Raw genomic sequence first — 18,851 nt, 5'->3', positions numbered from 1 at the left:
TATTATCAATAAGTTATTAATTTGTCGATAGGTCTACAAAGGTACAAGAAATCCCATTTTAGGGAAAGTTTCTTAGTTTTATCATGGAAAATAAACACTTTCCCTAATAAGTTCTTTTTCGGTAAAGTTTAGATTCTTGTCTCTTTGAAATCAAGGGCTGTAGTCGTTTTTTTCCATTGCTAATTTAATCTTTTATGGGAAAGTTTTTTGGTTGAATCGCAAGTCTAGTGCTCTACAAGCCTTATGGGATATAGAGTTTTCTCTTATGTTACATTTACGCAGGAATGTGGTTAATACCCTAAAATATATCAATTCTATCACTAATAAAGTTGCTATATTAGATGCTGGGAAGACTATTACTTTAGATAGTAAGAAATTTGATTGCTCTATAAAGTTTTTAGATTATGTAACTAAAACACGTACTCATGAATATTTCCCATGTAAGGAGATTCAAAAAATTCAAAGTAAAGCTATTGAAAACCATAAGCAACTAGAGCTGTCTAAAAGTAAGGGTCTAGAGCTAGAATTATAATTGTCACCGAACAGTCGGGAGTAGCGGAACGGTGAAACAACCAGCCGACTCAAGGTGTGATTAATTGTAACTTTGGAAAATAAGTTTTATAACGGCTTGTATCTCTTGTTATCAAAGGAATCCCAAGCACGGAGGCGTGTGCGCCGATAAACAAATCTGGTAATACCGAGTTTTTAGTGCCGTTATTAGATTTATATTGTAGAAAAGCTTTACCGGCTAAAAAAAGTGCTTCTTTCGGCATTGGCATAATTTTAAAAAAGTCGCCGGAAAAAGTTTCCTCTAAATCTTCAATTCTCTCAAAGCCGATTGAAATTTCGGTATATATTATGTCATTGATAATTAGCTCGTGGGATTCGGCCATTAGGCTAAGTTTAGAGGCCGACCAGTCGTACCACTTAGGATCGATAGTCAAGATATCAAGTAATATATTACTATCTACTAAAATCATGATCTGGTTAATTTCATTATATATTCAGTAGACATATTTAATCGACTTTTGCCGGATAACTGTTCTAGCAATTTTGAACCTTTGCGTTTGCTCCCGTGTTGTTTTTGAATTAATATTCCGTCATCCTGTAAGATAAAATCAACTTCCGTACATGGAAGCATACCTAATTTAGTTCTCATCTCGCAAGGTATAGTCACTTGTCCTTTAGTAGATACTCTCATAAAATCAATCTTAAATAAGTTTTGTTTTAAAATGTTGTCGTTTAGGGTAGCTGTATTGACTGTATATAAAATAATAGTAACATAGAAGTAAGAGTAAAACAAGTAATACTCTTACTTCTATGTTATTACGTTGAATCATCCAAAGGGCTAGAATTATCAATATTAATGTATTGATTTGATACGAGATGCCAAATCATTCAAGGCCATGTGAACATGTTCACAGAAAGTATCTAGGATAGCATGAGGATGATCAAACTTGTCATTTAGTAAGTTAGCAAGAAGAGCTTCTACTCCTCTTACCAACATTTCTTGATTACGTAATGGTAGCGGTAGCTCATGAATTCCTTTAAAAAGTGTCGTAGACATTTGTTGTCCTAGGTAATTCATAGCAGTAGCTAAATCATGTGCGCCGATATCCGAAACCGAGTAAGAAATAGAACCTTTTTCTGATTGCATTTTCGCAATAGACCTCAACCCTCCTAATTTTGAACTAGCTTCAATATCTGCATAAATCATCGGAGACACGCCAGGGGAATGTAGTTCGGCAAGGTCTATAGCAGTCGATATAACGCCTTGTAGAAAAAGGGTAACAACCTGATGATAATCCATCTCATATTCCGCATCATTATCTACAAGATCTTTAAGCACAAAAAGTGCCTTAGTCATGATTGCGCTTACTTCCGCGCTTGTCTTTGAATCTTTTTTCATTTCTGTTTTTTTATTTAAGCTTGGAGTGGCTCTATAAAATCATAACCACTCTGATGTAATTGTTTAAATATTAATCCAAAATACCTTGATAATTTTAAATTATCAACACTATCTTAGAAATCATTATATTGTTACCATAAATGATTCTAAGAAATTTTATCCAGCTAAAGAGCTTAAAATTGAAACAAATTCATCTAAGCACCATCTTATATATATACCGATTATATTATAGTCTTTGCCGAAAGCCTTGCCAATTAACGGCATTATTATTAATAAAAAAAACAATATTCCAAATCCCTGATCTTCAAATTTTCGGGAAAGCTTAGGATTTTTATCTATTACGGTACTCATATAAATTATACTACCGTCAAGAGGCGGAATAGGCAGGAGATTAAAGACGCAAAGCAGAAAGTTTACCTTGAATATCGTTGCACAAATTGTATCAAAATACAACAAATAGATTTCCGGTAATATTGATAGTCTAATACTGCATAAAAGACATGCTATAACGGCTAAAATAAAATTTGCAAAAGGTGCTGCCAATACAACGAGAATCATATCTCTTCTTGGGTTTTTGAATGAAGACTGATTATACGGAACAGGTTTTGCAAAACCAAATATCGGTGCATTTATAAGGTGCAATCCGATCGGAAGTAATATACCGGCTAACGTAACATGTTTTAATGGATTAAATGAAAATCTACCCATATCTTTTGCCGTTGAGTCACCTAAATAATAGGCAACTCTAGCATGAACATTTTCATGAATTACCAATGAAAATAAGAAAATAGCAATATATCCGATAAATTCTATACTTGTAACAAACATGCTTAATCTTTTAAAATCTTGTGCCCTGCTTAATGTAATAATTTTATACCACCGAATTATGCTTGAGAATATTGATAATTCTAGAGGCTTGCAACCACAATTATTTTCCTTCTTTCTTTTGTTTTTCTAATTTATATGTATCAGAACCGTGAACTAACACTTGAGAGTCCTTTACTACTAAATGTTGGTTACCAGTAATCTCTACGCTACGTGGAAAGTATTTATTAATAACCCAACTAGTTACGCCGGATACTATTGCGGAAAACGAACCTGATAACATAAGTATTAAAAAAATTCTACGAGTCCGCTGCTTTATGCCACACTCGATTAGATTAGCTATTTCTTGTTTATATTCTATTAGTTCAGTTTGTGTATGCGTTCTAGCTTCATTAATATAATGACTTAAATCCTGAATACACGAATCTATTGATCCGTGTATTTTTCGGTAGTTATCATTATGAGACTTACATAGAGTGTCTACAAGATTGGGGATAGTGGCGGCAACCGACTTTGCTACTTTGTCTTGTACGCCAGAAAGTATTTCTTCCGTCTTACTCGGTAAAATAACTAAAGTATTTATTAATGCCTCGAGCCTATCATTATTTTCTTTAAACATTTCTATCGGCAATTCAAGAGTGTCGCTTGTTTCAGTAATTGTGTTGATTGCGGACTTAAAAGACTCCATTACCTTATTAGTATGAACTCCAAAGGCAGTGGAGATAAAATCAGCTTCAGAATGTATTCGAGTAATAACGTCTTCTAAAGATTTCATTTTCTCTGGCAAGATATACTTACTTTGAGGTTTTTCGGTATTATTACTTTGTTCTTTTGTTAATTTATCCGACATATTTAAAATCCTTTCTGGTTAATTAATTTAATCACCTTGGGTAGTAGTTAAATTTCAAGCTCATCAAACTCAACTTCTTCTTTCTTAGTAATGCTTTTTTGATTTTTTGTATTTGTTACAGAGCTAGTAGGTTGCTTTATTTTCGAACTAGACTGACCATCTATAACTAGAGGTTCTAACTCTTTTTGTTTTTGAGTAGATAGCGGGGTACTATCCTGATTATCTGTAGCATTTATATTATCACTACCTGCATACTCGTCATCATCTTGCTCTAATAGAGCATAATCGCTACTGTCTATAATTTCCTCTAGCTCCTTTGCTTCAACGAATCCTTGGTTCTTATCTTTTCTTTTAGCTTCAGGTGTTTGCATTTTGGATAATCTAACCTCTGGTATCGGTAATAACGTATAACACTCACCTGTTCTAAGGCTTGCAAAATCATCTAGTTTTACAAGAGGCTTTTCTTGTTGCTGTTCATTATAACTAATGCCGTCCCTAAAAGTATTCGCTCCGAAGCTGGTGTTTTTCTGCTGACGGGTAACAGTCTCAGAGCCGCATATCGAGCTATAGAGTTTACCCATCATCGGATCATCGCTTTGAAAGGCAAATTTTGTTTTAAATAAAGCAAAGAGATTACTTGCTTCGCCTGAACCGTAATGAGCAAATAGCTGACTTGATGACTGCAAACCCGCTACAACGCAAGTACCGTATTTACGTCCTTCCTGCATAAGTTTAGCAAGGCTCGGAAATCTACCGAACGCTGCTAACTCGTCCATAATAAACCATATACGCCTATTTTGCGGTGAATCATGGCGCATTAGATTAGCAATCGCTAGTTCTGCAAGAGCGGCATTAAGCGAGATAGTGAGTTCTCTTGTGGAAGGCTCGGATGCCAAAAACAGCCAACCGCTAAAACCCTCATCTATTTTTTTGATGTATTCTTGCACCGAAAAACTACCTGCATCGCTTTTATCACGCAAAAATCTTAGAGGTTTGATATTTGTCATTAAGACTGACATTATTGAACTTGCCGCTTTTGCATTATCTTTTGTAAAATATTGAATACAGTCCCTACCTTTGAGCATTCTTCGTAATTCCTTGTGATCACTCTGACATATCGTTTTACGTAAATTTTGCAGTGAGTATTGCTGATGTTTCTGTAAATAGCTCACCACTTCAACAAAAATACTTTGAGCTGCTTCTTCCCAGAAGTCGGCAGCATTTCTATTATTCTTCCTACTATTAAAACCGATCAAAGTATCGGCAAACTTCTCTAAGCATCTCTCTTTACTGCAGTCAGCCCAAAAATCCCAAGTTTTTGCTCTTTCATCAAACGGATTGAAGATAATATCACCGCGTTTTTCATCGTAATATTTGGCAATCATCTCGCCAGTCTGATCGATAATGATAGCGGGTTGCGCTCGATTCTCTACTTGCGGTAATAAATTATGAATAAGGTTAGTTTTACCTGAGCCTGTAGAACCTGTGATTAAAAAATGTCTGGTTTCCATATCTTTAACCAAAGGCATTTCGCCGATATAGAACTCACTACATAACTTTAATTGTTTTAACTTAACCCTAACTTGCGCAAGACTCAACACTACCCCGCTACCCTCGTTCTTTCTATCGAGCTTTAAATCACGTCCGAATTTACTCCATAGAAGAAACACTATGCCGCCTGCCAAACTTCCGAAGCCAAGTGATTTGAGAATTAGTGAGTATATTACCTCTATCGCTTGATCCCACGCGGATTTAAAGCGACCGCTAGAAACTACCGAGCTTGCAAGCATTCTCTTTTTCCATAATTTACCTTCCGAATAAGCGTCAACATTAGCTTTGCTTTTACCGATAGCAATAGCAGATAGTGCTGGATGTACCGTCAGTGCAAGTTTTGCCTTGGCATAAGTGACCGCGCCATCTAGATCAAACTTTGTAGTATTATTAGAACTAAAACTCCATGTAAGACAAAAACCAGCAACTAAGGATACAAAGATAGTAGTACCAACCACTTGCCTAAGCATCCGTACTTTGTGCAGGAATACCTGACCGCCGCCGATAAAGTTACTAATCATATCGTTACCTTCTTCGTTTTATTGCACTGATGAAGCAAATTATCTAAACACATAACCAGATTGCCTTTAAATCTCACTGGACTTCCAAAAAAACATAGTTTTTTAACGAGATGATTGGTATCATAAGAATGGAGAATATCGATAAAATTGGGTGCTTTTATGCGAAGCTTTATCAAAGCAAGGTTAAATAAGGATAATTTTTGGAATTTAATGTTTTTGACGCTGCCGTCTATTCCCGTGTTCATTGCGCAGGAAGCAATGGATTTAATTTCAGGCGGAATTTTTCTGCTACTTGCTACTTTAGTTTTATCTCCATATCTTGTATCTAGAGCTAATAAAGTCGAATACAAAGATGATATGTTCCATAGCACCTCTACAAAGAGAGCCTTATGTCCGTATATGCCAGAAGCCGTAGGTTTTGTATTATGGCTAGCTATTCCGTTTACAACATTGTGGGTATTATATATTAAATACCCTCTACTAAATAAAAACCTAGCTGTATATAATTTGGTTTTTTGGTTTGTACCTACAATGTATTTCATTTTAAAAAACCTCCCTATAGCCATTATTTTTAATAAAACTGCTTGGACTAAGGGTAATGGCACTTCTGTGTTTGATAGTTCCAGCAGCAACTGGAGAAATAGTCAACATCATTTGTCTAATACACATTCTAATATTCAGGAAAGTATATTGACTTCTCCAAGATATATTAGTCATAGTTGTAACATCTATCATCACAAATAATTTAAGCATATTATTTCTCGCCTTTTGGTTTTAAAGATTTTTCAGGCGGTATTTGTACTGCCTTTTCTCCGCCTTTTAAATATTCTTTAGCCTTTTCTTGGGCATCCATGCCTCCTATACCAAGCTTTTTGCTAGTTCTATCTTTTTCGTATTCCTGAACCTTCTTATCCATCCCCTGCTCTATAGCTGTATTATTGCGCTCCACTGCATCTATTTGCCCCTCGGCATTTTGCTTCATATTATTACCTTTTGTACCAAGATTATTCTGAGTATTTTGGATATTTGCTTTCATGAGATTAGAGTCTAATCCTTCTTTAGCAGCCTGTTGCTGTAAATCTTTTTGAGCTTGATCATTAATCTTGCCCGAATGTTCGTTATGGAATGCTATTTTATCTTGTGAAGCGGTGTCTAGGACGTTGCCCTTAGCAGCCTTTACTTGTGCTAATTCTTGGCCGACTTCACGCTCAACCATTGAATTCCACACCTTGTTTGCCCTTGGATCATTAGATTCGATCATTTTATGAGCTGCTTCTTGTGATACTCCGTATGTTTTAGCGACAGCTAGCTCCGCTTCATGAGTCATGTCACGTCTATCTGTTCCACCTCTACTTGCCGATGACTGTATTGCAAGATTATAGTTGTCTACCTCCTCTTTTCGTTGTGATATTGATTGACCGTAGCTTTGCATTTTGTCATAACTCGCTTTAGTGCTTTGAGCCAAGCTTTGATCTACACTGTCATCTTTGGTATAATGTTCATTAGACGCTGCGCGCAATAGAGTGTTAAGTGATTTGCTGCTATTATTTTCTCTGTTGATTAAATTTCCTTTCTCTAAACCTTGATTACTGCTATTTTCAGCACTAACGCTACCGTCTGCTCTGACACCAGTTTCTCCCTTGACCAAAGGAACTGCGCTAGGTATTTTAACACCTGCATCGACATATGCATTAACGCTGGCTTTTGCTGCCTGACTCCAGCCATAACCGTCACGATCATGTAGAGATCTCGTGTTATTGATAGCTTCTTGCATTGCTTTACCCTCTTCAGTTGTTTGATCTATATTTATAGACTTTCCGGCGGCTTGTCTTTGAGCTAAATGTGCTACACGATCGGTAGTGGTACTGATTGCCGAGCTTTGCGATTGCTGATAATGCTGCTCGTCACTTTTCATTGCGCTTAGACTTTTGCTAGCTCCCTCATGCAAACTCGTATTAATCCCCTCTTCCATGAATAGAGCTCTTGAGCCTGAAGATTTATTGACTCCGGAACCGCTGGTAATACTACTTGTTCCATCTGCAAAATTCCTTAGCATTGAACCGTCAGCTCCTTGTATTTGAGTAGCTCCTTCTTGATGCAGCTGGTTAAAGTCGGTTTTAAACCCAGACTTATTACCTATGCTTGCCGTGTCTTTGCTTATATTGTCAAAACTTCTGTTGCCGCTGGTGATTTCTTGACTTGCCGTTCCCGCAGCAGAGCTGCTTGCCGATTGCAAGGTGCTTGCTAAATGCACAAAACTTCCTACGCCGCCTTGAACGATTGCAAAACTTAGGAAAGGTATACTCATCTGCAAACCGCTAGCAACTAAAACGATAGTATCAACCGACTCGTGTACTTGATTAAAATTAGCAAAGGTTAGATTCCCTCCCGTTAATGCCGCGCCTCTTAGGTTGCTATATAGCTCAATAAATAGGTTTAACACCGCATTCAATGCAGGCCATATCTGAAGACTGAATATCACGGTGCAATATTTGAGATAGTGACTTACGCCGCCTGATAGAATCATTAGAGGGACAATGAAAATAAAAGAAGAGTAAATTAAGGCTTTCGTGATATTAAGCAGCATAGGCAAATATTTTTTAGCAAGGTCTCCCGATATCTTCCAGTTACTTTTTTGTAAATCATCGGCGCGAGTATAGCCGTATTTATCACTGATATTACCCCAGTCTTTAAGAGAGTTAATCATCAGGTTTTGTCTGATAATCTCAGCGGCCGAGCCTTCTACTCCAAGAGAAGTAGAGTAGCCCGCTTCTAAGTTCCTACCGAGCAACTGATTAATTTGCATATTACCTAGACCTTCGTTGCCGCCTGCTATAGAAAAATCAGTGCCTTTATATTTAAAATTTAAAAAATCTATTTCCGGCTTTAAGTACTCTTTAAGTGCTACGCCTGCCTCTTTGCAATTTAATCGCTCAAGCTTTTTTTTGATTCTAAAATCAACTTGACGGAACGTACCTGCATTTTCGGTTACTAAACGAAACATATCAGTACTGTTAAATACGTCTTCAGGGGTAAATCTACTACCGATCATAGATTCCAGTACAACGCATCTTTTAAGAAAGATATTCATGTTACGGGCAAATTCAGGATTGTTAATACGCCAGTCTTTAGATTCTTGTACTAGCCTTTGTCCAAAAATAAGACCGTAATCTTTATAAGCCATGGAACCCACCCGCGCGAATGCTTGCTCAAAGAGAGATGTAATCCCTGCACCAACCGCTTCTAATATCCCTACAGGCAAAACAAATGCATAAGGAAGGCCGCTAACTATATCTTTTTTACCGCTAATACGATCTACAACCAATATATCGGCCTTTGGCACTAATAGTGTCGATATTAGCATTAACATGCCGATGGTTTTCAGCAAATAATGCCCTACTCCGCCGTTAGAGGCTTCCGCCATACCACGAAGCGCATAATAGGAAGTTGCAATGAGCGCCATAAGCTTAATCATTGCACCCGTCAGATCACTATCCATAATCATCTTAATGCCGTTTAGCACATAAAACATTGCATCATAATGTCCGTATGTATGTATCGCAAATTGTATTCCCATATTACCTACCTCTACTATCGGCAAATCTACTAAAACCCATTTCAAAAACATCTTGTTGTTTTAAAAGACGCTCTTTAACCGCAATGATTGTTTGGAGTTTATCCATTGCCATATATTTTTTATCTCTAAGCAGCATTTGTACGGTTTCAATATTACGGTTAAATCTTTCAATCGAAGTATTATCTAGCTGCGCGGTTTGCAAAGTATCTACCGCCGTTTTTGCCTCATGGAGCATTTTTTGCATGAAGTTAGTAACCATGTCGTAGCACACTACTTCAATGAATTCCGAGTTACCTGCGAGCATTGCAACACTTTCTTTATTTTTAAGGGCTAGCTCGATTTCAAAAAGGGTAATGATCGGAATTTGTGAATATTCAATTAAGGCTTGCTCCTCATCGGACAGGTCGCCCTTGTTTGATTCGATTTTATCAAGAATTGAGGTTAAGGTAGTCTCAACCTTGCCATATAAGGTATCTGATCTATTATCAACCGTGCTTTCGGTGGCAACCGGCTTAAGACACTTAACCTTTTCATTACAAACATATAACTTAATCTTGCTACTGCCGACCCCGGGTTTTCCGATATATTGCTCAAGCAAATCTTCTTTTTCTACTAAAGACGGAAGCGTAGCAATTGTAGCAATGCCGTTTGTTTTAGTGCCGATAATACTGCCTGAAATCGACATGATTAGTTCTTTCATTCCAGTGGGCGCATTGCCGTCACCGTGAGACAGAGCCTTCCATACTAAATTAAAATTATCGGGTAACATTGATTTTAATTTGTCTTCATCACCTGTCTCACCGTATTTATCAGGATTATCTTGGCATCTTTGCGTAGCTTCATGTAAATCACTACCGCCTTTAGCAATAGAAGATTTAGCCAAACATTTCTGGCTTGTGGCAGCATTAAATTTACCCATGAGACCATCGGCAATGGCTTTGCCCTGCTCGCACTGATTAAAGGTCATGCCGTTAATGTCTCTTGCGACACTTTCTAAATATGACATAATATCTTCACATTGCGGGCAAGCTTGCTTAATAGCCATTTTGGCAACATAAGCTCCCGCGCTTGCCGAAACCGCTTTAAAATATTTGGCAAACTCAGCACCTCTTATAAATGAAAACCCTCCCCAACGCAGGTCACCCGAACCAGTACAGGGATCAAACTCAAAACTCGGCAACTGAATGCCCAGAGGTTGTAAATCCATAGGTCTCGGTCCTCTGGTGATAATAGAACCGCCAGTCATATAACCTGCCCTTTGATCGCTGATAACCGCTCCTTTATTTATGCTGGTCATCGAGCCGCCTTGACCCGCAAATTTTAGGAAACCGTCAAGACCGCCTGCTTGAGTGCTGCTCGTAGTCGTCATGAGCTGTACTAGCAAAATAAATATTACTCTTGATAAATATTGAGAATAAAACACCTGTATCATCTTCTACTCTTATTAAACTTTTTACCTTGTTCATCGTTTAGATTCTTTGCAAGTACTACGTTAGATTCTAACTCTGACAAGCTACTAAGACCTCTTGATAGTTCAAACAATCGCTTACCGTCTTTTGCCACCGCTACTAATGTCGGTACTGCATTAATACCGAGTCCTTGAGCAATTTTACCCTCGCTACTATTAAGACTTGCCGTTTCGAGAGTAAATCCATGCTCCTTGGCAAAGTTAGTAATAACAGGAGTAAAAGCCTTGCAGTAAGCACAATCAGGGCTTGCAAATAGTAAGAGATCAAACTTCTTGGCAAATTCTTTAACAATCTCTATCTTGTCGCGGTTCTCAGCCACCCGCTTGATTTTGTTGGCATATACATTAGTCGGAAACTCGGTTACATCCGCTATTTCAGGATTAGTAAAGTTGGCCATTTCAGACGCGTGTACCAAACGAATAGCACCGTCATGCATCCGGGCTTCTAGTTTTTTATATTTAACTATGGCTTGTCTTAAAATGTGGGGCGGCGTATCTTCTCTAAAACCAAGCTCTACCATTTGAGCTCTTGCATCATCCATTTCTTTTTTGCGAGCTTCTACCCCGGTTTGCGCTTCATCAGGAGTCGGATAGCGAAACTGAAAAGAATCTCTATTTTGTAGCCCCGTTTTCTGGTCTTCGAACCAATAAAAGCCGCGATATCTGTCTTCCCCTTTGTAAAAACCCCCTACTCCCGCATATACGTTATTGCTACAAGCTACAATCAACAGCAAAATAGCGTAGATTGTTTTAATGACGTAAATAATAGATTTAGTGTTAATTACCCTTGCGTTACTCATCTATCATTCCTCTTTCACTTTTGAATTAACGCCCGAAGCTTTATTCTTAGGGTGAGCTTCTTGCTGAGTATCAAATTTATTACAGTCATTATTGAGTGAACCCTCGATACGTCCCTTAACATCCGCAACATTAGGCATAGCGATTTTTTTCTGCATCTCGGCAGCTACTTCCGAAAAATCCATTTTGCTAAAATCAACTCTAGATAATTCATCTAAAGTAAGACCGCGACAATTTGGACTGCCGCCGCTACCGAAATTAAGTCCTAGTTGTTTTCTTGCTTGTACCTGCACGACTTTTTCTAGCATATTGCTAAAACAACAATAATGATGCTTGATAAGAGTTGTAACGCCTGCTGTTTTTTTACTTTCCTTACCGACATAGATACATAGATTCTTCTGTCTTTTTTCTGATAGGATCTCCTCATCCTTGCTACATTTAGCACCTAATTTCTTGCCCCAGCCTTTTGGATATACATGACAGCAACTTTGGTAGCCGATAGGTTTTTTGGAACAATTCCTACCTAGCCCTTCAAAGATTTTAAAATTTACGCCGTCACTTTTTCCTTGCGATAAAGCTCCAAGCTGCGCAACTGATGAAACCATATCGGCATCCATTTCATAAGACTTATCGATACAATTGCCGTCTATACAAGGGACGCCCTCACAAACAAGACCTTCTAAACCGTCCTTATCAACGCTTCCGTATCTTACGGTTTCCGACTCTATTACCGTAGGAATCCAGCGTTTACAGCTAAATTCTTTTAAAATATTAACGCAGTTGCCTAAACTATCTCGAAGCACGCAACCGCTTGCCCCTAGAGAATAACATTTGGCATGCTGGGCGCAGTCATTCTTACTCGGATAATTACATTGCTTGTTATATGCCCACTCCCAGCAATCACGATGTACTTGAAATCCTTGTACTGTTCTTGTGCCGCTACTTATGCAATATTTACCGTTATCAGAGCATGGGTAACTTGAAGTAAAACGATTACCTGCCTTAGCTTCAGGAATAAAACAAATCAAAACTGCAGCTATAATAAGTGTTATTGATATAAGAAAGTTATGTGTTGTAAGATACTTTATCATTTTAACATGCACCTCTCAGTCCAATCTTCAGCCCATTCCTCACATACATGATAAATTTCTCTATAAGTGTAACCGAACTCATATTCATCCCAGACAACACGCCAACGGCAATGAACAGGAGTTATATTACCTATCCCTCTACCCGAAGCGGGGAATGTTACGTTTTCTCCTATTTGTTCTATAGATACACCTAAGGTTGCCGCAATATAGGAACGTGCATCGGCAATAATTGCCGCTGGGTTATCACGCCAGCATGAATCCACCTGATCAGGCCAACCGAATATAGTCTTTCCCGGATGATAAGGCGTTATATGCCACCCCCAACGTTTTGTTTTCCAATGCACCGCAAACCCCCAGTTCATTTTATTATTGTGCAGCGTATGTCCATTAAACCTGATAGTTCTTGGTTCTGGGTTTGTATATCTTATGCCGATTCTTTTACAGCTTAGAGAGACTGAATCGTTGCAGCTATATTGATTTCTCGGTTCTTCACAGAAAAGCTGATCATATTCGGTGTTTTTCTGATCTTCTTTTTTGATATCTATATAATAAGTCGGGTCTTTGTGGATTGCGCCTTTAACCGTTTTGCAATTAAACCCCAGTTCAATAAGCCTTTTCATTAAATCAGTCCCTATCTGACGCATAGTTTTTTCCGTAGCTGTTACTATGTCATCACTATCTAGTTTGTGCATACGATTGCCCGGCTTGGTATAATCTGGCTCTAATTCGTTTTCATCGTAAAATTGATATTCTTGAGATCCGCGTTTTTGCCTGCCCGCTTCATCTAAGTCCGTTTCTTTTATAGAATTTAGCTCATTTGCCTTGCCTTCCGCTCCGTCCATTCCTTCAATAGACTCATGGTGCTTTCTTGATTTAATTTGCTCCATTGCATTATCATTTTGCTTTTTCATGTTTTGTAGCAGCGCATCCTTATCCTCGATATGCTTATCAAACAAATCCGTGACTTTGTTAATTTGGGTTTGTATGGCAAGTGCCTGATGGTCAGCGCACAAGAACAAAATTAAACTTACAAACTTGAGGATTTTCTTCATTTGAGGCACTCCTTTGCATTTGCAGTTAAATCGCCTTGTGCGGCAAATGTTTCTAAAGCGGCTTTGATCGTAATGTGACCCGTTATTTTATCAAACCTATCTCTAGCCGTTTGCTCGGAAAACATTGAAGCAGGAACTGTAAGCACTATTGCAGGAACGGCTTTAATACCAAACTTTGCGAATGCTTCGTCATCTATTTGCATTGCAACAGGGTATTGCGCGTCTGATATACTCATGACTAAATCGGTAATCTTGCGAAAGCTCCCTTGCGGCAAGCCGCAAAAAACTAGCACGCCGTTATAACGATGCGCTTCTCTAACGTAGGATTTAAGCGACTCCCTTGACATTGAGCTAGATACGAATATCTGTAATAGAGGTCTTGGTTTTAATACCGATTCCCTTAAATCTTGATCAAAGTCTTTATCTCCCATGCTGTTCTTAAAGTTTTCCATGACCATTTTATGATCGCGCTCGGCAATGCCTTTTGCCCATTCAAGATCAGACTCTTCAGCTAAAGTAGTGTTTGCAATCAAAGTGCAATATATTAATATTAAAATGCGCAGCAATTCCTCTTCCTCCATATTACATAACTCCAATCCTGACCGTCCCAAGGATATTCCCTGAAAGAACTATAGGCCATATCCGACAAACCAAGCGGCCAGCAACCGATTGCTCCTTTTGTAGTTTTCGGATAGACCATTTGTAACTTGTACTGACTTTTCTTGATTTTAAGTGCGGTTTGTTTCTTGCAGATTTTACCGTTAATACTGGCATCGGTTGTGCTGGTACTTTTAGCAAGCCCTACGCGGTGCATTTTTGCCAGAATTCTAGATGTTAGCAGTGAACTATTTTGCACTCCGCCTACATGATCGGCATTAGCTCCTGAAAAAGGATAAATATTTCCCCAGCAGCCGCTGCACCAAAAAAGCTCGTCTCTTGGCATGTCTACCGTTGCTGCAACGCAGTCAAGTACGCATGCCGCTTGCGCTAGAGGATTGCCGAACAAAAAGGCTTCGGGGTTTAATAATGTCTGTATTTTTTCGTCATTCCACATAGGGTCTAACTCAGACAAATAAGCTACGTCAAAAGTTGCTTGCTCTAAACAGATAAGGTCGGTGATTAATTCTAGCCAATATATAAGGGGATATACGTAATAATGCAGATGATAGAAACTATTATGCGCCATTCTATCGCCGTGAGATCTATTGTAAGTACCCATGCTGGTAACATTGTTTGAGCCAAGGTCGATGCCTAGCCCCACCATACAATACTTGCTTCTGGTAACGTCCACCATTCTTGCAGGCTCCCAAAATCCTAAAGTGATGCCCGGAATAGGAATAGGTTGACCGCCTTTGCTGCAAGCGCATAGAGGAGAAGCAGGATTCTTGGTGTCTCTTTTAGCAGGCGACATTCCGCCGCCTACTTTAATCGCCTGACCGATAGAAATCGGTAGCAGGCATGACCAACAAACGTCCGTAATAGGATTGACGAATCTGCTCTGACAGGATACACTGCCAAACACTGATGTCGGTATAATAATAGATATTATTAATACTATTACATATCGGTATAGGTCTTGTAGCCGGTCTTTAGTTGTCCTCCGCCAAGATTTCAAACTAAAGACCGGCAGGTGCTGAGGTCGTTTCATTTTTTACTGTTTTGTTGTTTATTATTTCGTGGGTCGTGCTTCGTAACTTCTTTGATAAAATTGTCAGAGCTATCTTTTGCTATATCACTTACCTTGCCGGATTTTAAAACTTCACAATATTGACACCATGCAAAACATGTTATCTGCTTAATTTGCAGCAAAAACAAAAAGATACTCATAGGGCATATAACGTAGTACCCGATAGGATACCCAAGGCAAATAACACCTATTTTGCTTGTTACAATAGCAAGCAGCGAGACTACAACGGTAATTGCTCCTACTATTGCAAGTAGCACTAATTTTGTATTGTAATTTATTAGAGCAGCTAAAATTGAAATGAAGCTCAATAACATCACGTAATACTGCGGCGTTACCGTCATATCAAAATTTTGGTTAGAGGAATAACTCATACCGAGCATTGACCAAGTCACGTAAGTTAGAATAATTAGCACAATATTTGACGGTGACTTTAACATTTTAACCGCGCAATTTTTTACCGATTCTAAGTTGCCGTAACATTTGTCTATATTTTGATTTTTACCGTTCATAATGACCTATTTTTTAATTAAATTAGCTTTCATATTATATCTGATCCTCAAAATTAAACTCACTATGATTTCCAAGGCTTTGTATAAATTGCTGCATGTCCAGATCATTAGATGATTCGTTCATCATAGACGTAGTATTTGAGAGTAAGGCATTTAACCAATCGTTATCTTCGTGATCTACTTTTTGCTCTTGGGTTTTAGGTTTTGTGCTAGCTGTAGAGGTAAAAGTTTGTGGGTTTTGAAAACTTTGCACTAAATTCTTTAGATAAGGATCAATCTTTTCTTCTTCCTCTTCTAACTCCTTCACTTTCTTTAATTCGAAAATCGGGTCTTTAATTCCCATCAACTCTTGCATAAGCTCATAATGCTTATCCATTGATTCAAGAGATGTTTTTGTGATATTCGGCACAAAGCCTTCCGCAAGCTTTAAGTTTTGCATCGCATTATCTAATGATTCTTGCTGATACTTGTGTAAATCGCTAGGGTTTGATAAAAGAGCTTTTAGCTGCTTATTGATTACTTTGTTTGCCCCAAGGCTTTGATCTAGATCGTCTTCATTATCTAGATATTGCGGCATATCGGAAAACTCTGTACCATTATTAAGAGCTTTCATTAATTCATCAATCCCGTAATCAACTTCGTATCCGCTAAACTTTTTCATATATGTTGAACAACGAACTAGATTGCCATCACTCTTATCTACCTGCCCCTCAGAATCAATAAATTTTCTCACCGCTGGAGCTCCTACTAAATGACCGCCTGCAAGCATAGCTGATTTAGTAAGTAATATACCTCCCACCTCTTTGTCCTCATAAAAATGATAATTTCTTAAATAGAACCAGATTTTTTGATGATACTCACGAACTGCAATATTTTGAACAAGGGAGCTATTCAAAAAATCATCCCTACTATCGATACCGTTCTTGCCAGACCAACTGGAAGTCCAATCATTATTATACTGCGCCCCTTTTTCTTGTCCTAGTTTAGGATATTTTTCATTATAGTATTCAACATCCACCAAAGCCGCCTCTCCCATTTGATACAACCCTATATAACCCTTGCTATTTACTACTTTAGAATTATTTGAAGATTCACTCATCGCTAAATCTTGGTAAAAATCTTTCTTCTTAGACATAATTAAACTCTCCTTTTTTGTGTTGTGTTATTTATATAAATCGTATTTTGCGCCAGTGAAGCGCCATATACGATCTCCGCTATTGCCCTCAAATAATAAGTCTGAATAACCGAAGCTAGAACTCTTTAATATCCAAACATCATTGATACCTACTAATTCTAGAATTTTTTTGTATTTTTTACCTTCGGTTTTATGTTTTATCGGCTTGATGATAGAAAATGGACAACCGAGGCTACCACAATACGCCCTACTACTATAGTAAGCTAAAATCTCCTTCTCCCCATCATTGTCTATATCGTATAAAAAAATACCAATCTCATCTTTCTTTAGGGGTTGCATATCATCTACGCCATATTCCGTTTCGGCTTGATATGCAATTTCTCGCTCTATTTCATAATTACGTTCATCGTAATCATATTCCAGCTTAAAGCCCTTTAGTTTTTGTACTAAATCATCAATCCCATAATTAACTTCATAACCGCCAAAACGTTTTAAATATTCGGTAGAATTAATCAAATTACCGTTTTGTATATCTACTACTCCTTTATTGTCTACAAAACTCTTAAGCTCTAGATAACCTACCAAATGAGCCGCCGATATCATGCCCGATTGACTAAGCACTATATCTCCTACTTGCAGCGAATCGTATTGATGATAATCTTGCAAATACTGCTCCCAAATTATTTTATGGTACTCACGTACTGCAACCTCTTGTACAACCTTATTATTTAAAAAATTATCTTGTGTGTTTATTCCATATTTTCCAGTCCACTTATTTGTAGTTTTATCAATATAGAAGGTGGATTTTAGAGCGTTTCTGTCCATTTTATAAAGCCCTACAAAACCATACTTATTTGCTATCTCTACTCCTCTTTGCATATACCAAAGACTAGGTAAAACTTCACGTTTTACTCCAAAAGCATCATCTATGCATCCTTTGCCCCAATCGCTTTCTTTGATCGCTTTGCTTACTTTATAAATAGCACCGCTGCATGACCAGATGTAAATGCCCCTTTTGTCTTCTATTAATAAGTCATTATATCCTGAAGTTTTAGTCTCTAATATCTTGATGCTCGGATATATTTGTCCTTGTGCGATAGAGTTATATTTTACATTGCTTGTTGAATCGACATTATCATTCTGCTTTAAGATATGAAATTTACAACCGCTACTGCCGCAATATCCGTCATTTTGCAAATATGTTATGATCTCTTTCTTCCCGTCATTATCGATATCTTGTAAATCAATACCGATATTTGACTTATCAAGCGGATGAAATGCATCGAACTTATAATTTTGTTTGTAATATTCATACGCAATCTCACGCTCTTTAGGATAGTTCTCATAGTCAAACTTAACTTCACGCCCGTCTAATTGCGTCTCTACTTGTTCTGAATTAGTATTACCTGCCTTGCATAAGTAAAGCGGATGGACTAGCAATCCAATTACTAGCAAGGATGTTATAGCAAAATTGTTAAATATTTTTATTGTCATGAATATTTAAAACCTTTCTGCTACATCAAAACTAATTGCCGTAATGCATGTAATTACCGCAATCGCAAACAATTCTAAGCTTTTACTTGCACAAAACACCGATATACAAAACAATAAAGCTAAATTTTGTGAGCCGCTTAATATATTAAGCTGCGTTGCAAGTAAACATATCAATACCGCTATAGCAAAAATAATACTGCTTCTGTTTTTGCTAATAATCATTCTGGTATTAGCTCTTTTGTTAAATATTGCTCCAAAAATGCTAAGCAGGACTTGTATAAAAAACAAACAACCGAAGATGCCAAAAATACATATGAAATGAACAATTATACTTTGCTCATTAAATGTTAAATCTTGATTTATCAAACCCATAACTTTTAATAG

Annotated in this window: 19 protein-coding genes; 2 read left to right on the top strand and 17 right to left on the bottom strand. The window is 37.7% G+C overall.

Features of this window, described 5'->3' with window-relative positions:
* Positions 1–265 precede the first annotated feature (265 nt).
* Positions 266–532, top strand: a complete 267-nt coding sequence (locus tag Megvenef_RS01670; protein WP_322776270.1) for a hypothetical protein — start codon at positions 266–268, stop codon at positions 530–532.
* A gap of 49 nt (positions 533–581) precedes the next feature.
* Here the strand turns inward: Megvenef_RS01670 and Megvenef_RS01665 are convergent, their stop codons facing one another.
* From Megvenef_RS01665 to Megvenef_RS01640, 6 genes are all read right to left on the bottom strand, one after another.
* Positions 582–980: a type II toxin-antitoxin system VapC family toxin gene (locus tag Megvenef_RS01665; protein WP_322776269.1), complete on the bottom strand. Its 399-nt coding sequence runs from the start codon at positions 978–980 to the stop codon at positions 582–584.
* Positions 977–1,201, bottom strand: coding sequence for an AbrB/MazE/SpoVT family DNA-binding domain-containing protein (locus Megvenef_RS01660; protein WP_322776268.1), 225 nt, complete (start codon positions 1,199–1,201; stop codon positions 977–979). The genes Megvenef_RS01665 and Megvenef_RS01660 overlap by 4 nt, the downstream gene beginning before the upstream one ends.
* A 162-nt stretch (positions 1,202–1,363) precedes the next feature.
* On the bottom strand, positions 1,364–1,909 hold the full coding sequence (locus tag Megvenef_RS01655; protein WP_322776267.1) for a hypothetical protein: 546 nt from the start codon (positions 1,907–1,909) through the stop codon (positions 1,364–1,366).
* 156 nt (positions 1,910–2,065) lie between these two features.
* A complete protein-coding gene (locus tag Megvenef_RS01650) occupies positions 2,066–2,737 on the bottom strand; it encodes a site-2 protease family protein (RefSeq protein ID WP_322776266.1) in 672 nt (223 codons plus the stop codon).
* Positions 2,738–2,837: 100 nt separating this feature from the next.
* Complete coding sequence (locus Megvenef_RS01645; RefSeq protein WP_322776265.1) at positions 2,838–3,584, bottom strand: hypothetical protein; 747 nt, start codon at positions 3,582–3,584, stop codon at positions 2,838–2,840.
* Between the two features lie 47 nt (positions 3,585–3,631).
* Positions 3,632–5,656: a type IV secretion system DNA-binding domain-containing protein gene (locus Megvenef_RS01640; RefSeq protein ID WP_322776264.1), complete on the bottom strand. Its 2,025-nt coding sequence runs from the start codon at positions 5,654–5,656 to the stop codon at positions 3,632–3,634.
* A gap of 159 nt (positions 5,657–5,815) precedes the next feature.
* On the opposite strand from Megvenef_RS01640, the gene Megvenef_RS01635 reads away from it, so the two are divergent.
* Positions 5,816–6,400 (top strand): hypothetical protein, encoded by a 585-nt coding sequence (locus Megvenef_RS01635; protein ID WP_322776263.1) that lies wholly within the window; start codon positions 5,816–5,818, stop codon positions 6,398–6,400.
* Positions 6,401–6,410: 10 nt separating this feature from the next.
* On the opposite strand, the gene Megvenef_RS01630 is transcribed toward Megvenef_RS01635, so the two are convergent.
* The 11 genes from Megvenef_RS01630 to Megvenef_RS01580 all read right to left on the bottom strand — a co-directional run.
* Positions 6,411–9,233: a conjugal transfer protein TraG N-terminal domain-containing protein gene (locus Megvenef_RS01630; RefSeq protein ID WP_322776262.1), complete on the bottom strand. Its 2,823-nt coding sequence runs from the start codon at positions 9,231–9,233 to the stop codon at positions 6,411–6,413.
* 1 nt (position 9,234) lies between these two features.
* A complete protein-coding gene (locus Megvenef_RS01625) occupies positions 9,235–10,665 on the bottom strand; it encodes a conjugal transfer protein TraH (protein WP_322776261.1) in 1,431 nt (476 codons plus the stop codon).
* Positions 10,662–11,501, bottom strand: a complete 840-nt coding sequence (gene traF, locus Megvenef_RS01620; protein WP_322776260.1) for a conjugal transfer protein TraF — start codon at positions 11,499–11,501, stop codon at positions 10,662–10,664. Before traF ends, Megvenef_RS01625 begins: the two co-directional genes overlap by 4 nt.
* 3 nt (positions 11,502–11,504) lie before the next feature.
* Positions 11,505–12,590: a conjugal transfer protein TraN gene (traN, locus tag Megvenef_RS01615; protein WP_322776259.1), complete on the bottom strand. Its 1,086-nt coding sequence runs from the start codon at positions 12,588–12,590 to the stop codon at positions 11,505–11,507.
* Positions 12,587–13,651, bottom strand: a complete 1,065-nt coding sequence (locus Megvenef_RS01610) for a hypothetical protein (protein WP_322776258.1) — start codon at positions 13,649–13,651, stop codon at positions 12,587–12,589. The genes traN and Megvenef_RS01610 overlap by 4 nt, the downstream gene beginning before the upstream one ends.
* Positions 13,639–14,175 (bottom strand): type-F conjugative transfer system pilin assembly protein TrbC, encoded by a 537-nt coding sequence (gene trbC, locus Megvenef_RS01605; protein ID WP_322776257.1) that lies wholly within the window; start codon positions 14,173–14,175, stop codon positions 13,639–13,641. Before trbC ends, Megvenef_RS01610 begins: the two co-directional genes overlap by 13 nt.
* A gap of 17 nt (positions 14,176–14,192) precedes the next feature.
* The gene (gene traU, locus Megvenef_RS01600) at positions 14,193–15,290 is read right to left on the bottom strand and encodes a conjugal transfer pilus assembly protein TraU (protein ID WP_410519746.1); all 1,098 of its coding nucleotides are present in this window, start codon (positions 15,288–15,290) and stop codon (positions 14,193–14,195) included.
* Positions 15,287–15,838 carry a hypothetical protein gene (locus Megvenef_RS01595; RefSeq protein ID WP_322776256.1) on the bottom strand — a complete coding sequence of 184 codons (552 nt, stop codon included), beginning with the start codon at positions 15,836–15,838 and terminating at the stop codon, positions 15,287–15,289. Before Megvenef_RS01595 ends, traU begins: the two co-directional genes overlap by 4 nt.
* 34 nt (positions 15,839–15,872) lie before the next feature.
* Positions 15,873–16,973, bottom strand: a complete 1,101-nt coding sequence (locus Megvenef_RS01590; protein WP_322776255.1) for a hypothetical protein — start codon at positions 16,971–16,973, stop codon at positions 15,873–15,875.
* Between the two features lie 27 nt (positions 16,974–17,000).
* Positions 17,001–18,467 carry a hypothetical protein gene (locus tag Megvenef_RS01585; RefSeq protein WP_322776254.1) on the bottom strand — a complete coding sequence of 489 codons (1,467 nt, stop codon included), beginning with the start codon at positions 18,465–18,467 and terminating at the stop codon, positions 17,001–17,003.
* A 6-nt stretch (positions 18,468–18,473) separates the two neighbouring features.
* The coding region (locus Megvenef_RS01580) for a hypothetical protein (protein WP_322776253.1) at positions 18,474–18,851 on the bottom strand (378 nt) is incomplete at its 5' end.

This window comes from Candidatus Megaera venefica, assembly GCF_034554655.1.
Classification (GTDB): domain Bacteria; phylum Pseudomonadota; class Alphaproteobacteria; order Rickettsiales; family Rickettsiaceae; genus Megaera_A; species Megaera_A venefica.
This window is presented reverse-complemented; position numbering and strand designations above follow the sequence as displayed.

Bases quoted from the DNA above. Each gene is read 5' to 3' on its own strand.
- Megvenef_RS01585 (WP_322776254.1), bottom strand. From the start codon at position 18,467: ATGACAATAAAAATATTTAACAATTTTGCTATAACATCCTTGCTAGTA.
- traF (WP_322776260.1), bottom strand. From the start codon at position 11,501: ATGAGTAACGCAAGGGTAATTAACACTAAATCTATTATTTACGTCATT.
- Megvenef_RS01640 (WP_322776264.1), bottom strand. From the start codon at position 5,656: ATGATTAGTAACTTTATCGGCGGCGGTCAGGTATTCCTGCACAAAGTA.
- Megvenef_RS01660 (WP_322776268.1), bottom strand. From the start codon at position 1,201: ATGAGAGTATCTACTAAAGGACAAGTGACTATACCTTGCGAGATGAGA.
- Megvenef_RS01595 (WP_322776256.1), bottom strand. From the start codon at position 15,838: ATGAACGGTAAAAATCAAAATATAGACAAATGTTACGGCAACTTAGAA.
- Megvenef_RS01635 (WP_322776263.1), top strand. From the start codon at position 5,816: ATGCGAAGCTTTATCAAAGCAAGGTTAAATAAGGATAATTTTTGGAAT.
- Megvenef_RS01625 (WP_322776261.1), bottom strand. From the start codon at position 10,665: ATGATACAGGTGTTTTATTCTCAATATTTATCAAGAGTAATATTTATT.
- traN (WP_322776259.1), bottom strand. From the start codon at position 12,590: ATGATAAAGTATCTTACAACACATAACTTTCTTATATCAATAACACTT.
- Megvenef_RS01645 (WP_322776265.1), bottom strand. From the start codon at position 3,584: ATGTCGGATAAATTAACAAAAGAACAAAGTAATAATACCGAAAAACCT.
- Megvenef_RS01665 (WP_322776269.1), bottom strand. From the start codon at position 980: ATGATTTTAGTAGATAGTAATATATTACTTGATATCTTGACTATCGAT.
- Megvenef_RS01650 (WP_322776266.1), bottom strand. From the start codon at position 2,737: ATGTTTGTTACAAGTATAGAATTTATCGGATATATTGCTATTTTCTTA.
- Megvenef_RS01670 (WP_322776270.1), top strand. From the start codon at position 266: ATGTTACATTTACGCAGGAATGTGGTTAATACCCTAAAATATATCAAT.
- traU (WP_410519746.1), bottom strand. From the start codon at position 15,290: ATGAAACGACCTCAGCACCTGCCGGTCTTTAGTTTGAAATCTTGGCGG.
- Megvenef_RS01590 (WP_322776255.1), bottom strand. From the start codon at position 16,973: ATGTCTAAGAAGAAAGATTTTTACCAAGATTTAGCGATGAGTGAATCT.
- Megvenef_RS01655 (WP_322776267.1), bottom strand. From the start codon at position 1,909: ATGAAAAAAGATTCAAAGACAAGCGCGGAAGTAAGCGCAATCATGACT.
- Megvenef_RS01630 (WP_322776262.1), bottom strand. From the start codon at position 9,233: ATGGGAATACAATTTGCGATACATACATACGGACATTATGATGCAATG.